Origin of the sequence: Nocardiopsis baichengensis YIM 90130, from assembly GCF_000341205.1 — a bacterium.
GTDB lineage: Bacteria > Actinomycetota > Actinomycetes > Streptosporangiales > Streptosporangiaceae > Nocardiopsis_A > Nocardiopsis_A halophila.
In genome coordinates, this window is sequence record NZ_ANAS01000038.1 from 107,885 (window position 1) to 121,674 (window position 13,790).

Below are 13,790 nucleotides of genomic sequence, written 5' to 3' on the forward strand. Positions count from 1 at the left end.
GACAACGGAATCCCGGCAGATGGATCGGCCCCTCGCGGTGGCCGTGACGTGTTTCACACGGAGTGCTCGGCGCGGCGGATGCTCGACCATGTCACCAGCCGCTGGGGCATCTGGGTCCTGCTCCGCCTGCACGAACAGCGGCCGCTGCGCTTCTACGAGCTGCGCGACCGTATCGGGGGCATCAGCGAGAAGATGCTTTCGCAGACGCTGCGGAACCTCGTCCAGGACGGCCTGGTCTGGCGCGAGGTCGAACCGGACACCCCGCCCAAGGTCGCCTACGGCCTCACCCCGCTCGGCGGCGGCCTCTGCGGGCATCTGGCCGCGATGCTCGACTGGATCGAGGCCAACGCCGAGAACACCGGGGACGGGGCGCAGCCGGCCGGTACCTGAGCAGTGATCCGTTCGCCGGTGAAGCGCGTCGCGTACAGGTCGTTGGATTCCGACCGCCGTCCCGCGAAGGCGAGGCGTGCTGGTGGATCCGGACGGGCCGGACCGGTCCGTTCATAGGGCCGGCCGTACCGCCCGGTGGGCCGTGCCGACCTCCGCGGGCGTCGCTCGCCGAGGCCGTCCGCCTCATCTCGCGGGGCGCGCTGCACATCCCGGTCGACATGCCCCACACCCTCGCAGAGGGAGCGCAGGCCCACAGCGACAGCCGTTCCGGCCACACCCGCGGGCACGGGGTCATCGTCGTCCGACCCCGATCGTCGGCATCGGCCCTGCCATGCCGTCCGGCAGTCCTGCGAACCCCGGAGGGGCAGCGGGTGGATCCCCGAGGAGCGGACCCGGGCGCTCCCGGATGGTCCTGCTTCCTCTGCTTCGTCACGCTGGCCGCGGCGGATCGTCGACGGAGATCGGAAGAAGGTCGGGATGAAGCGGGTTTCTCGGGTGCTGGTGACCGCGACGACGGCGTTGGCCGTGGCAGCGGCGCCGGCCGTCGCCTCGGCCGAGTCGGAGGAGAAGGATCCTCCGGGGCTGCAGGGGCGGCTGGACGACGTCGTGGCCGCCGGGGCGGTGGGCGCGCTGGCGGAGGTGCGCGGCGAGCACGGCGTGTGGCGCGGAACCAGCGGCGTCGCCGAGCGGGGCACCGCACGGGAGGTTCCGGTCGAAGGCCGTTTCCGGGCGGGCAGCGTGACGAAGACGTTCCTCGCCACCGCCGTCCTGCAGCTCGCCGACGAGGCTCGGCTGCGGCTGGACGACACCGTCGAGGAGTGGCTGCCCGGAGCCGTGCCGGATGGGGACGGCATCACCGTGCGCCGGCTTCTCGACCACACCAGCGGGTTGTACGACTACCGGAAGACCCTCACGCTGCCGCCGGATCCGGGGTTCCTGAACTACCGGTGGCGAACCTGGACCGCGGACGAACTGGTCGGGCGCGCCGTGGCGAATCCGCCGGCGTTCGAACCGCCGGGGTCGGAGTACGCGTACTCCAACACCGGGTACGTCCTCCTCGGCCAGATCGTCGAGGAGGCCGCCGGTCGGCCGTACGGGGAGGAGATCGAGCGGCGGATCATCCGGCCGTTGCGGTTGAGCGGGACCGAGATGCCGGGGGAGTCGCCGTGGATCGGTGGGCCCCACCCGCGCGGCTACATCCCGGCGGAGTGGGGCGGCCGGACGCACCTCGTCGACTTCACCGAGATGAACCCGTCGCTGCTGGGCGCGGGGGGCGAACTGATCTCCACGACGGAGGACCTCAACCGGTTCGTCGCCGCACTGCTCGACGGTCGCCTGCTGCCGGAGGACCGGCTCGACGAGATGACGACGCCGGGTGTCGAAGGCGAGACCTACGGCCTCGGTCTGGCCTGGAGGGACACCTCCTGCGGGGTCCGGGTGTACGGCAACGACGGCGACGCGCTGTCGTACCAGTCCTGGTCGTACTCGACAGAGGACCTGCAGCACCAGGTGACGATCGCCCTCACCCCGAACTTCAACGGCAACCCTGACGAGGCCGTCGACGCGTTCTTGAACGAGGCCGTCTGCGGCTGACCGCTCGGCCGCTCAGCCGTGCCCCAGGACGCCTCCGCCCGGGGGCACGGCCGCCCTGCGCCGTGCCCCCGGTTCAGGTGTCCGCCCTCCCCGCCGATACCCGGCGACGCCGCTACCGGTGCACTCGGCCTGAACGGCACTCCCACATGGTCGTTCGGGTCATGAGTGCGTTCCGGGGCAGCGGCGCAGTGCCAGAGCGGCGACGGTGCACGGCCAGGACAGCACCATCGGGACCACCGCGCGCTCGTAGACGGGGCCGAACAGCACCAGCGCCGCCCAGGCCCAGGCCCCGATGGCGACGATCCACAGCACCCCCTTGAGCAGGGCCTCGACGTCTCCGGCGCTGGCCTTGTGGCTGGCATACCAGGCGATCGTGTGCTCCAGCCGCTCATTGGCCCTGCGCGCCTCATCGGCGCCATCGGGCTCATCGACTGCTCCCCTATTCCTCCTCAGTGCATTCATCGGTGCGGCTCTCGCCCCTCGTCGTCCACTTGTTCGGTGTGCCATGAGCGAGATCATCGCGATGTCCATCCTGCGGAGGCGCCACCGGCGGTCCGCGGCGCCGACGGACGGCTCCGGCAACGGCCGTCGGAGGGCTTGCCGGTGGAGTTGAAGGTCAGCGGGCAGGCGAGCACCGTGTCTACGGGTGGGAGGCTCTTTCCAGCGCCGGGCCTGCGGTACTGCACGCGGCCCTGTTCGCCGGTGAGCTCGGCCGGCCGGTGTGGAGAGCACCAGTACCCGGCAGCCGTCGTTGAGCAGGAGTTCGACCAGGCCGGTTGTGCCCTCTGGGGCCGGGGCACTGAAGACCACATGTGGGAAGTGGAGAGTCGGCCCCGGCGGGCTTTGTCCCTCGACCGGGACCGGTGCGGGTGAAGGATCCGCATGCCCCAAAACGAAACAAGGTGCGAGCCGTTCGGCTCGCACCTCGTCGTGGTGAGTGTCCGAGGGGGGAGTCGAACCTCTGGCACATGCCTTCGACCTGGCCACGGTCTTCGAGCTGGACAGGCGGTGACCGGCGATGGCGAGTGCCCCGGTCTCCCGCTGGATCACGATCGCCGCGGTGTTTCTCCTGGCCGGCATCGCGGCGGTGGTGTCCTACTCCCACATGTTCGAACTCGCTCAGCGCCACGGCGAACCGGAGTGGAGGGCGGCGCTGTTTCCACTGTCTGTGGACGGCATGATCATCGCGACCTCGATGACCTTGCTGGCCGACGCCCGAAGAGGGCGCCGCGGGGGAGTGCTTCCGTGGACGCTGCTCATCCTCGGCAGCCTGGCCTCCCTGGCGGCGAACGTGGCGGTCGCCGAGCCGACGGCATGGTCGGCCGTGATCCACGCCTGGCCGTCCTTCGCCCTGGCGGGTGCGTTCGAACTGCTGATGCGAGAACTACGGCGTGAGCAGGGCGCAAGCACCGAGAACGCAGCCGCTGAGCCCGACAGCTCCGCGGCCCCGATCACTCCGGTACCGGAAACCCACAAGCCGCCGACCACCGTCGTCCAGGACGACCGCGCAGAACAGGGCAACGACGACCGCCCCCGCCTGCACGTTGTCGAAGCCGTGGACCACGCCACCGAGCAGACCTGCGCCTCTGCCGTTCCCCATCTCCAGGTGGAGGCATGGCAGTGGGCTCAGGAGAACCGAAGGGAGGACGGTTCCTTCCCGACAGGCAGGGAGATCGCGTTCCACTTCAACCGCAAGGAACGCTGGGGCCGACTGATCAAGCAGTGGGGCCAGGAGGGGCGTTTCGAAGGCGCTGCTGCATGAGCAGGTCACGCAACATAGATGGCCCGCGTGAAGCCGTGGACACGAGACGTTGTACAGCAAGGGCATTGTCTCGAGGTGCCTTCAACGTGGACGGCCCGCTCGGGGCCGTGGACACGCGGCGGCTGAGGAGATGACGGTGTGGTGCATGGACCTGCAACGTGGACGGCCCGCTCGGGGCCGTGGACACCTCCCAGTCGCGGATGTCGGCCCCGTAGGCCTCAAGCCTGCAACGTGGACGGCCCGCTCGGGGCCGTGGACACCTCCCAGTCGCGGATGTCGGCCCCGTAGGCCTCAAGCCTGCAACGTGGACGGCCCGCTCGGGGCCGTGGACACGCCGAGCGCGCCCGCCAGGAGCGTCACCGCCGCGACCTGCAACGTGGACGGCCCGCTCGGGGCCGTGGACACACGTCCCGGGCAGCGTTGACCGTCGTGGTCAGCTCCCTGCAACGTGGACGGCCCGCTCGGGGCCGTGGACACCGCGCGGTCCACACCACCTCGCAGTCCCCCACCTCCCTGCAACGTGGACGGCCCGCTCGGGGCCGTGGACACACGGGATGGGGGCGGTGTTGGCGATCTCGTCCAACTCCCTGCAACGTGGACGGCCCGCTCGGGGCCGTGGACACGAGCGCGTAGTTGGGGGCGGCCTCCAGGCTGGCCAACCTGCAACGTGGACGGCCCGCTCGGGGCCGTGGACACACCCTAGACGATCTCGCGTCCGCCCAGAATCCGCACCTGCAACGTGGACGGCCCGCTCGGGGCCGTGGACACGGCAGTTGAACAGGGAAAATGCCGGTGTAGATGCTTTCGGACTTCCTTTCGAGGGATGCTTTGTTCCTCTATGGGGGTTTTCGTGCTTGGGAACCTCCCGGGGATGCCATGAGTGCTTGAGGTTCCCAACTCGCCCCTCTCGGTCCGGTGTGTTGCTCGGGCAGTGTGACTTCGCAGGCCCCAAGATTTTGAGGGGTGCTGTACTTGAGTGGCTACGTTCAAATGGACTCGCCGAGCCGTATTCGCTCGGTGCCGGCCTCATTCCAGTAGCTCATCCACGATTCGCCCCCAACTCGGCCGAGGGGCGGTGGCCTGGTGCACGACGGTGAGCAGTCGGCCCGTGAGGAACGCATCAAGCCCTTCGCTCATCCTCAATGCCCGGCGGCTAGATCGAGCGCGCTGGTCATTCGGAACGCGTTCTGCCAGGACACCGAGCAGAACCTCGTGGCGTGCCTGGCCAACCGCATCGCCACGGATCCACCGGCCGCGGACCGGAACGCCGGAGTACCTGCCGAGTGTCTGCTCTTCGCGCTCGAAGAACCGGTTCATCGCAGTCTCGACTACCGGCTCGGAGTCGCTGATCGCCGCCCTGACGTCGGCTCCGGTGAACGGGGCAGGACCCGTGGCCTCAGACCTCGCAGTGGCAGTAAGCAGAGCGGTGGGGTCGTTCGGTTCTGGCGCCGCGCGCTGAGGGAGGGCAGGCCGAGGTACACGGAATCGCCAGGGCGCCTTGCTTCCTTGTGCCTGGATCCAATCTGTCCTCAGTTTGGCTGCGGCCAGGGAGTCTTCGGGCAGGAAAATGTCGACGTAGACGCCGCCGGTGCCCAGCCAGACCCAACTCATGAAGTAGTCGTGATCATTGTGTTCGACCGACCATTGCGCGAGCTTCACCAAGCGCTCCCTCTGTTGCGCGGTGCCCGTGCCGACCGGAAACATCTGCTTTGCCTCCCGCCGGCGGCCCCGCGCCTCCCCGGCGATCGGACCGTCGGCCAGGTCATACAGCAAATCGGGCCGCACACCCTTCCTTGCGTACCTCCCCAGCAGTTTCGCCGGTAAGACGTCGAAGCTGCTGAGGCCATCGGCGCCGGGCTTCCAGTCGAAGAGGGCCTCGCTGGCGGCGGTCATTACCCCGAGCCCGGTGCACTCGCTGACGAAGCGACGGATGTGGCCGGAACTGGAGTCCAGCGCGGGGCAGTCGACCCCGAGCGGCCCTGTGCCCGAGCTGCCGGTGATGTAGCTGAGGAGGAGGCCCACCTCGTGGTCTCGCACACGCTGATCGACCGTCGCACGCAGCATGCAGGCAAGTGCGTTGAAATTGACCACCGCGGCCACGGACACCGGCAGCGTGCCCTGCCCGACCTCGACAGCCTGGACAGCCTCCGCCCCGGCGATTCCCCTCTCAACCGTGAAGCGCCATACCCGAGCGTGTACCGAACTCATGGCGGAAGCCTATGACGACTCTCCGACAGCACGAACGCCAGCAGACGTCTCCTGACATATGCCCCGGACGCGGAGGCGTTGATGCCGCCAACGATGTACACGCGCACCTGTCTGTCCGCTCCGAAGACGGCTCATTGCCCCCGGCAGGGAGATCGCGCTCCGTTTCAACCGCAAGGCACGTTGGGGACGCCTGATCAAGCAGTGGGGCCAGCAGGGCCGCTTCGGACGCGCTATTGCATGGGTGCCCCACACGAGTGGCCATGGCGGGCGGTCGCGGGTCTCCAATTGTGGGGATCTCCGGTGAAGGCGGTGTGCGCGGAGCCGTGGACAGACCCGCTGGACGATCCGCCCAGCCGTGTCAGTCGCCTGTCAACGTGGACGGCCCGCGGGGGCCGTGGACACCCCGCCCGCCGAGCCCGTCATCGTGCGGCGGTCCCTGGTCCTTCAACGTGGACGGCCCGCTCGGGGCCGTGGACACCCTTCGGCGACCGCCACCAGCCCCCCGGCGGCCGAGGCGAACTGCCTTCAACGTGGACGGCCCGCTCGGGGCCGTGGACACACGTGCAGCCGGCGGATGGTCATGTCGCCGCGCAGCCTTCAACGTGGACGGCCCGCTCGGGGCCGTGGACACAGGGGCCCGCCGGCTCGCTGATGCCGTCGGTGCCGGGCCTTCAACGTGGACGGCCCGCTCGGGGCCGTGGACACGGCAATTGAACAGGCGAAATGCCGCTGTAGATGCTGTCGAGCTTCCCTCTGAAGGGTGCGTTGTTCCTCTATGGGGGATTTCGAGCTGGGGAACCTCCCGGGGATTCTATGGGCGCTTGGGGTTCCCAACCTGTCCCCCTCCCTGTCTTGTGCGGTGCTCAGGCGGTGCGACGTTGCCGCCCCACAATTTGAGGGGCGTTATGAGTGTAGGCCGGTCGCGGGGCGGGTTCCGGGGCCTTCGAGCGCCCCGTGGTGAGCTGGCCCGAGTACTCCCCCGGACTTGAGCGCGTAGTCGTCTTGATCCGTGCTGTCACAGGCCAGTCCTAAGCTCTGCCCAAGCTTCATCGTCGAATGCAGGTCTGGCTAGGAGAGGACGGCACATGGAGCAGTTGTCCGAGCGTCTGCTGCAGGCTGTGGGGTCCGATCGCCCCTTCGCCGGCATCGAGGCGACGACGGAGTACATCCCGGCCGGCGCCGACAAGGTCTTCCCGCCGACCTTCCCGACGACGTCGGAGGAGGAGCCCGTCTACCTCTTCGAGGAGCGTCGTATCGATGGCGAGGACACCCGCGTGGTGGTCCTGGACCAGGTGCCTAGCCAGGCCAACCGGGTGGAGGCCGCGCTGCTCCGCGCCCGCGACGAAGGGCGCATCGACCTGCCGCTGTTCGAGTTGACCGCGCAGGCCTCCGATGGCATCCCGGTCCGCCTGACCTCGCTGGAGTTCCCGCACCGCTTCGCCGACGCCTACCTTCGGGACGCCCAACTCGACGGCGCCAAGTTCGACCAGTCCGAGCCAGGCAGGCGTCTGCGCTCGGTGACCCCCGCCGACCTCAGCCCGCTGTTCGAGCTCTCCCCGGAATCTCTGCTGTTCGGGTCCTGGGACTCCCACCGCAAGGGCCGCGGGGTCAAGGTCGCGCGCTCCTACTCCTCCAGCATCATCGGGCTCGCCCCGAAGGAGGGCAGGCGCAAGAGCGGCCGGATGGATCCGCTCAACCTGACCGGCGAGGCCAAGGCGGACGGCGACTCGTGGGAGTTCGCCGTCCCCGGGGAGAAGAAGGGCCCGAAGAAGGAAGGCTCCAAGCTCAGTGAGCGCGGGCACGGCAACATCGCCCCCAACCCGGCCCACGGCGGTGTGGCCATCACCGGTGCCCGCCGGCACGGGTGGATCTCCCTTGCCGGCCTGGACAACATGCGATTCGGCAAGGCCTCGCCTGAGGCGTGCGTGCTGGCGCGGGCCACGCTCGCGGCGCTGGCACTGGCCGGGGACCGGCTCGCCTTCGCCGCTCCCTCGCTGTGGCTGCGCTCGGGATGCGACCTCGTCCGTACCCGCCACGAAGTCGCCCTCATCGCCCCCGGCGGCCCCGAGCCCGTGGAGATCAACGCCGAGCAGGCGATCGAAGCCTTCACCGAGCTGCGCGAACGCACCGCACAGGCGGGGCTGGTGATGTCCACCGACACCATCGCCCTGACCCCCCAGAAGAACCTGGCCAAGGCGATCGACTACGCGCTGACCCGCGCCGAGCCCGGCGAAGCGGAGTAGGCCATGGCTCTGGTCATCGACGCGCGCCTCCTCCAGGGGCGCTACGACGCGGCCGACGGCACCGGGCGGCGCGCTGAATGGCCGCCGCACCCGGCCCGCCTGTTCTGCGCGATGGTCTCGGTCGCCCGCAGCCAGGCAGAGCGCGATGCGCTCCGGTGGTTGGAGGAGCAGGACAAGCCGCTGGTGTGCGCCGGCGCCGGATTCTCCGTATCCCGGAACACCGGCTATGTGGTCACGAACAAGACCAGCCCCAAGGGCGGAAGCCAGCACTGGCCCGGGCGCACCGCCACCGAACGGACCCGGGTCAGCGCCCTTCCCTCTGAGGACTCCTTCGCACTGGTCTGGCCCCAGGCCGCCCCCGAAGCGCGAACGGTTGAGGTGCTCGGGGAGCTGGCATGGCGCGTCCCCTACCTGGGCAGGTCGACGACCCCGATCGCCCTGCGCGTCCACACCTCCGCCAAGGAGGATCCGCGGTGGAAGGTCTGGCAGCCCGCCCATCCGGGAACCCGGGGCGCGGTCCGGATGCGCGCCCCCTACCCGGGCTACCTGGCCGCCCTGGACGAGGTGTTCGAACGCGGGGGGCGCGCCCATGAGGTCGCCAAGACCTTCGACTACATCCAGCAGGACGCACCCGCAGAACCCGCCCAGACAGAGGAACCAGCCCGAGGGGCCTTCTCCCGGATGCTGGTGTTCTCCCTGCCTGCGCGAACCGTCCGCCCCGACGGGGCACAACTCCTGCGGGCGACTCAGGCGCTTCGCGGCACCGTCCTGAGCCGCCTGGACCGTGAAGCCGCCCCTCAGATAACCGGGCACGCCGAGGACGGCCAGGGGCATATCGCCTACCTCGGCCTGATCGATGCCGGGCACCGCAATGCCCGCGGCCACCTGCTCGGGATGGCCCTGGGCCTGCCCGACGACCTGGACCCCGCCGCGCTCGCCCAGCTCCAGACCTTCGCCCAGAACCCGGTCCGCGTGGTCATGGGCAAGGCCGGCCACCTCGACCTGACCTACGAGCCCTGGCCCTCCTCACCGTGGCACCTGGTCCCCGAAGCATGGACCGGCGGACACCATGGCGAACGCGAATGGGTCAGCGCCACCCCGGTGATGCTGGACCGCCACCCGCGCCCCAAGGCCGACCTGCGCCCGCACGTGGCCGACAGCCTCCAACGCGCCGGATACCCGCGGCCCGAGGTCGTGGAGACCTCCCAGTCGCCGATGCTGCCCGGCGGGCTCCACCGCCCGGCCCAGGGCACCTACCCGCCCAACCGCCCGCGCCGAAAGCTCGTCCACGCCCGCATCCGTTTCGCCGAGCCGGTGCGCGGTCCGGTGATCGCGGGCTCCATGCGCTACCTGGGCCTTGGCCTTTTCTCCCCGCTCTCGAAGAAGGAGGAGAAGTGAAGCTGGACGCCTCGGCCTTCGTCGACTTCTACCGGGCCATGCACGGCTACGCCCCGTTCCCCTGGCAGCAGGACCTGGCCGTCCGCATCCTCGACGGACAGGACTGGCCCGCCGGAATCGACGTCGCGACCGGCTTAGGCAAGACCTCCATCATCGACATCGCGGTCTTCGCCGCCGCGGCCCGGGCACCGGCAGCCCGGCGACGCACCTTCTTCATCGTCGACCGCCGCCTCGTGGTCGACGAGGCCTACGACCACGCCCTCAAGATCGCCCGCGCCCTGTCCCGTCCCCAGGCGCTTGAATGCGAACCCGAGCACCGAAAGCTCGTGGAGCACGTCGCCGACCTGCTGCGCCCCGAACCCGACGGTGAGCCCCTCGAGGTGGAGCGGATGCGCGGGGGCACCACCTGGTCCTGGCGGTGGGTCACCCGCCCCGACGCCCACGCGGTGGTCGTGGGCACCGTCGACCAGATCGGCTCGCGGATCCTGATGCGCGGATACGGGCTGAGCCCCAACCTGGCCCCCATCGACGCCGCCCTGGTCGGCACCGACTCGCTGATCCTGTGCGACGAGGCCCACCTGTCGACCGCGCTCCTGCAGACCCTCTCCAGCGCCGCCTCCCCGGGGGACCGGCTGGCCGCGCCGGTCGTGGTGCCGATGTCGGCCACCATCACCGTCGCCCGCGGCGCACGGGTGCACTCCACCGGCGAGGACGACCTCGCCCACCCTGTCGCCAAGGAGCGGCTGCGCAGCCCTCGCCGCCTCCACCTCATCGCCCCCTCGGCACCCAAGGCCAAAGCGCCCCAAGCGGTGGTCGACCAGCTCTCCGGGTGGGCGCACGCCCTCGGCGACGCCTCCAAAGAGCCCGGACGGGTCGTGCTGACGGTGTGCAACACGGTGCAGCGCGCCCGTGCCGTCCACAAGGCCCTCGGCAAACTCGGGGTCGAAGAGCAGGACCGCCTGTTGATGATCGGCCGCACCAGGCCCATCGACCGCGACCACCTCATCGCCACCGCCTACCCCCTGATGAAGCTCGGCCGTGAACGCACCCGCATAGACGTCCTGCACGTTGTCGCCACCCAGACCGTCGAGGTGGGGGCGAACATCGACGCCGACGCGCTCGTGAGCGAATCGGCCTCCTACAGCGCCCTGGTCCAGCGCCTGGGGCGCCTCGGCCGAGCCCCAGAGATCCGTGACGGGACCCGCCTGTTCCCCGCCGTCATCGTCCACGACCCCGCCACCGGCGACGACGACCCGGTCTACGGCCCGGCCCGCAACGCCACATGGTCCTGGCTGTCCTCGCTGACAGAGGCGAACAAGCCCAGGAAGGGCCGGTTCGATCCGGCCGACCTGGGAGCCGGGCACGCGGTCTCCCCGGTCGCACTGGACGGACTGAGCAGTCGGCTCACCGAACACGAGCGGGTCGCCATGGAGGCGCCCACCTCCTACATCCCGCACCTGTGGGAAAGCACCGTCGACCTGTGGTCGCACACCTCCCCGCGCCCGGCCCCCGATGTGCCCGTCGCCCCGTACCTGCACGGCATCGATACCCGACCCGCCGACGTCGACATCGTCTGGCGCGCCGACATCACCGCCGACGAACTCCCCCGGCCCGGCCAGCCGGTCGGAGAGGACCTCGCCACGCGCATCGCCGCGCTCCCGCCCACCGCTGACGAGATGCTCTCGGTCAGCTCGGCCGCGGTGAAACGCTGGGCCGCGGGCACGGGCAAGGCCGACGTCGACGACATGGACAGCGCTCGCGACGACGGCCAACCCCACCTCGGGAACCGCATGGAGGACTCCTCCACGACGGACAGGACCACCGCTCTGGTCTACCGGGGCGAAGGGAACGTCGAGGCCGTGGACCTGAGGCAGGTGAGGCCGGGGGAGACCGTCATCGTGCCCGCCTCCTACGGCGGGTGCGACCAGTACGGATGGAACCCCGCAGACCGCCGGCCCGTCACCGACGTGGCCGACCTGGCGATCCGCCGCGGCCGTCCGCTCGTCCGCCTGGGCGACCGCCTCGCCGACCTGGCCGACGAAGAAGCCCTCCCGCTGGTCCGGGCACTGTTGAACACCCGAGACGAGATCCTCGAAGCAAAGGAGGAGCCCGAAACAGAGGACTTCGCCGACGTCCTGACCTCGGACGTGTCGACCTCATTGGAGCCGGTTCCCGAAGGCGGACCGCTCACACGGTCTGAGCGCCTGGCAGCCAACCTGCGCACGCTCGCCGAAAACGGGCTCGCCAAACTCGTGCAGACCTCCACCGACCCCGCGCAGCACAAGGAGTGGGTACTGGCAGGCAACGGCCGGCCCCTGGGCTCCGATGCCGGAGCCGCCGTGTCCTCGGCCGCCTCGGGCCCCGTTGAACTGGACGACCACCAGAAGGACGTGGCCCGCCAGGCCGCCCACTTCGCCCGAAACCTCGGCCTCCCTGAGCCCGAGGTGTGCGCAGTGTGGCTGGCAGGGCGCCACCACGACGAAGGAAAGCGCGACCCGCGCTTCCAAGCGATGCTCTACGGGCTGCCGCCGGGCGCGACCGAGGGGCTTCCGGTGCGCGCCAAGTCCGACCTGGACCCCTCCGACGCCCGCGGCTTCCGCTTGGCCGCCCGCCGCAGCACCTACCCACGCGGCATGCGCCACGAGGCCCTGTCCGTGGCGATCGCCCGCCACCTGATCGACCACGAAGGCTACGACCTCGACACCGACCTGGTGCTGCACCTGATCGCCGCCCACCACGGCCGGGCCCGCCCCCTGGTACCGGCCGCGGCCGACCCGGCACCCGTCACCGTCGCCGTGCCCGGCACCGATGCCGTCGTACGCACCGACGACCTGGACGACGCCGACCAACCGGCCCGCTTCCACCGGCTCCAACATCGCTACGGGAAATGGAAGCTCGCGCTGTTGGAAACCGTCGTGCGCATGGCCGACATCTGGTGCTCGGCCGCAGGCCGGGTCACCACTGACCCTGACCCCTGCATCCCCCGCCGCGCGGCCACCACCCAATCGCTGAAGGGGCACCGGGCGGTCGAGAACCGGGTCCGGCTCGCCGCTCTGGATGGGCGCGACCCTCTGGGGTTCCTCGCCGCGCTGGGGACACTGCGGCTCCTGACCGAAGAAGCCGACATCCCGGCCCGGCTGTCCTTCGACTCCGCGGAGGCCACCGCCCACATCACCTCGCCGCTGCCCGACGCCGACGCCATCGCCGCGACCCTTGCCGCCCTCGTCCAGGAGATGGTCGACGAGCAGCTCCTGCCGGGAGCCCCCGCGGACTGGCCCCCGCGCCAGCACGAGGACGGCAGCGCCGGAGACCCGCTCCGGGTCACCCGCGCGGACTACCCGGGCCTCGTCCAGGCCGCGGGGGAAAGCGGGCAGCGCTGGCTTCCCGTGCTCACCACCGACCTGGCCCTCGATGCCGGCGGGCGGTGCGCCATCACTCCGTTCATGGCCCCGGCCGGGAGGCAGACCGCCGCGACGTTCTTCGCCTTCCCCCTCGAACGGGTCCGCGCTGAGCCCGACCTGATCTCCCAGGCCTTGACCTCATGGCGGCGGATCGATGGCTATACCGGCGAGTACCTCGATCACCGCGCCATCCGCACCGCGGCTGATGTGCCCAGCGGTGAATCCACTCCGGCGGGTGTTCCAGGGGCGACCTGGCTGGCGACCCAAGCTCTGCCGTTTCTGCACCTGTCCGGGAACGATCGGGGTGTTCAGGCGGCCCTGTGGCAGCGCATCGGCCGCCGACGCATTATGCGCTGGCCCGTCTGGAACGGGCAGCTCGAGCTGCATGCGGCCCGGGCTCTGATCATCCACCCGGTCCTCAACCGGGTCGGCTTCGACTCTGAAGGCGCCGGGCTCCTGGCCTCGGCTGAGGCGCTGGGACCGCTTGGCGTTATCACGTTGGGGGCGGCCGAACGCATCGCGGGGAAGAATTCCAGCGGTGCCCTGGCCCCGCTGGAAGTCGGCCTCTACTGATGGACGTGGAGAGGAGAAGGGAGGTTGGGGACCGTCAGTGCCTATGGAAACGCGGGGAGGTTCCCAAGCAAGAAATCACCTACAGGGGGACAAAAGGTGCACCTGCAGGGCATGGGGAATTGCGCACGGAGGAGTTTTCCCAGTTCAGGTGCGTGTCCACGGCCCCGAGCGGGCCGTGTTTCGTTCCGGGTGTGATGGAGGCTCTCAACCCTGGGAAGGATG

At 70.1% G+C, this 13,790-nt stretch carries 8 protein-coding genes and 1 CRISPR repeat array; of the genes, 6 read left to right on the forward strand and 2 right to left on the reverse strand.

The features are described 5' to 3' along the window. The first annotated feature begins 48 nt into the window (after positions 1 to 48). Positions 49 to 390: a winged helix-turn-helix transcriptional regulator gene (locus C892_RS0125765; protein WP_239647536.1), complete on the forward strand. Its 342-nt coding sequence runs from the start codon at positions 49 to 51 to the stop codon at positions 388 to 390. A gap of 477 nt (positions 391 to 867) precedes the next feature. Then, positions 868 to 1,983, forward strand: coding sequence for a serine hydrolase domain-containing protein (locus C892_RS0125770; protein WP_239647537.1), 1,116 nt, complete (start codon positions 868 to 870; stop codon positions 1,981 to 1,983). A 159-nt stretch (positions 1,984 to 2,142) separates the two neighbouring features. Here the strand turns inward: C892_RS0125770 and C892_RS31490 are convergent, their stop codons facing one another. Beyond that, a complete protein-coding gene (locus C892_RS31490; protein WP_152513473.1) occupies positions 2,143 to 2,445 on the reverse strand; it encodes a hypothetical protein in 303 nt (100 codons plus the stop codon). A 556-nt stretch (positions 2,446 to 3,001) separates the two neighbouring features. Between C892_RS31490 and C892_RS0125785 the strand changes: the two genes are divergently transcribed. Then, positions 3,002 to 3,745: a DUF2637 domain-containing protein gene (locus C892_RS0125785; protein ID WP_026124643.1), complete on the forward strand. Its 744-nt coding sequence runs from the start codon at positions 3,002 to 3,004 to the stop codon at positions 3,743 to 3,745. A gap of 78 nt (positions 3,746 to 3,823) precedes the next feature. Further along, positions 3,824 to 4,513: a CRISPR direct-repeat array (repeat unit 37 nt; unit sequence CCTGCAACGTGGACGGCCCGCTCGGGGCCGTGGACAC). A 258-nt stretch (positions 4,514 to 4,771) separates the two neighbouring features. Here the strand turns inward: C892_RS0125785 and C892_RS0125790 are convergent. Continuing rightward, positions 4,772 to 5,953: a hypothetical protein gene (locus C892_RS0125790; protein WP_017559575.1), complete on the reverse strand. Its 1,182-nt coding sequence runs from the start codon at positions 5,951 to 5,953 to the stop codon at positions 4,772 to 4,774. 1,085 nt (positions 5,954 to 7,038) lie between these two features. Here C892_RS0125790 and cas7g point away from each other — a divergent pair. From cas7g to cas3g, 3 genes are read left to right on the forward strand one after another with little or no spacing between them, the layout of a single operon-like run. After that, positions 7,039 to 8,196, forward strand: coding sequence for a type I-G CRISPR-associated RAMP protein Csb1/Cas7g (gene cas7g / locus C892_RS0125795; protein WP_017559576.1), 1,158 nt, complete (start codon positions 7,039 to 7,041; stop codon positions 8,194 to 8,196). 3 nt (positions 8,197 to 8,199) lie between these two features. Further along, positions 8,200 to 9,594: a type I-G CRISPR-associated protein Csb2 gene (gene csb2, locus C892_RS0125800; protein ID WP_017559577.1), complete on the forward strand. Its 1,395-nt coding sequence runs from the start codon at positions 8,200 to 8,202 to the stop codon at positions 9,592 to 9,594. Beyond that, positions 9,591 to 13,568: a type I-G CRISPR-associated helicase/endonuclease Cas3g gene (gene cas3g / locus C892_RS0125805; RefSeq protein ID WP_017559578.1), complete on the forward strand. Its 3,978-nt coding sequence runs from the start codon at positions 9,591 to 9,593 to the stop codon at positions 13,566 to 13,568. Before csb2 ends, cas3g begins: the two co-directional genes overlap by 4 nt. Positions 13,569 to 13,790: the final 222 nt, after the last annotated feature.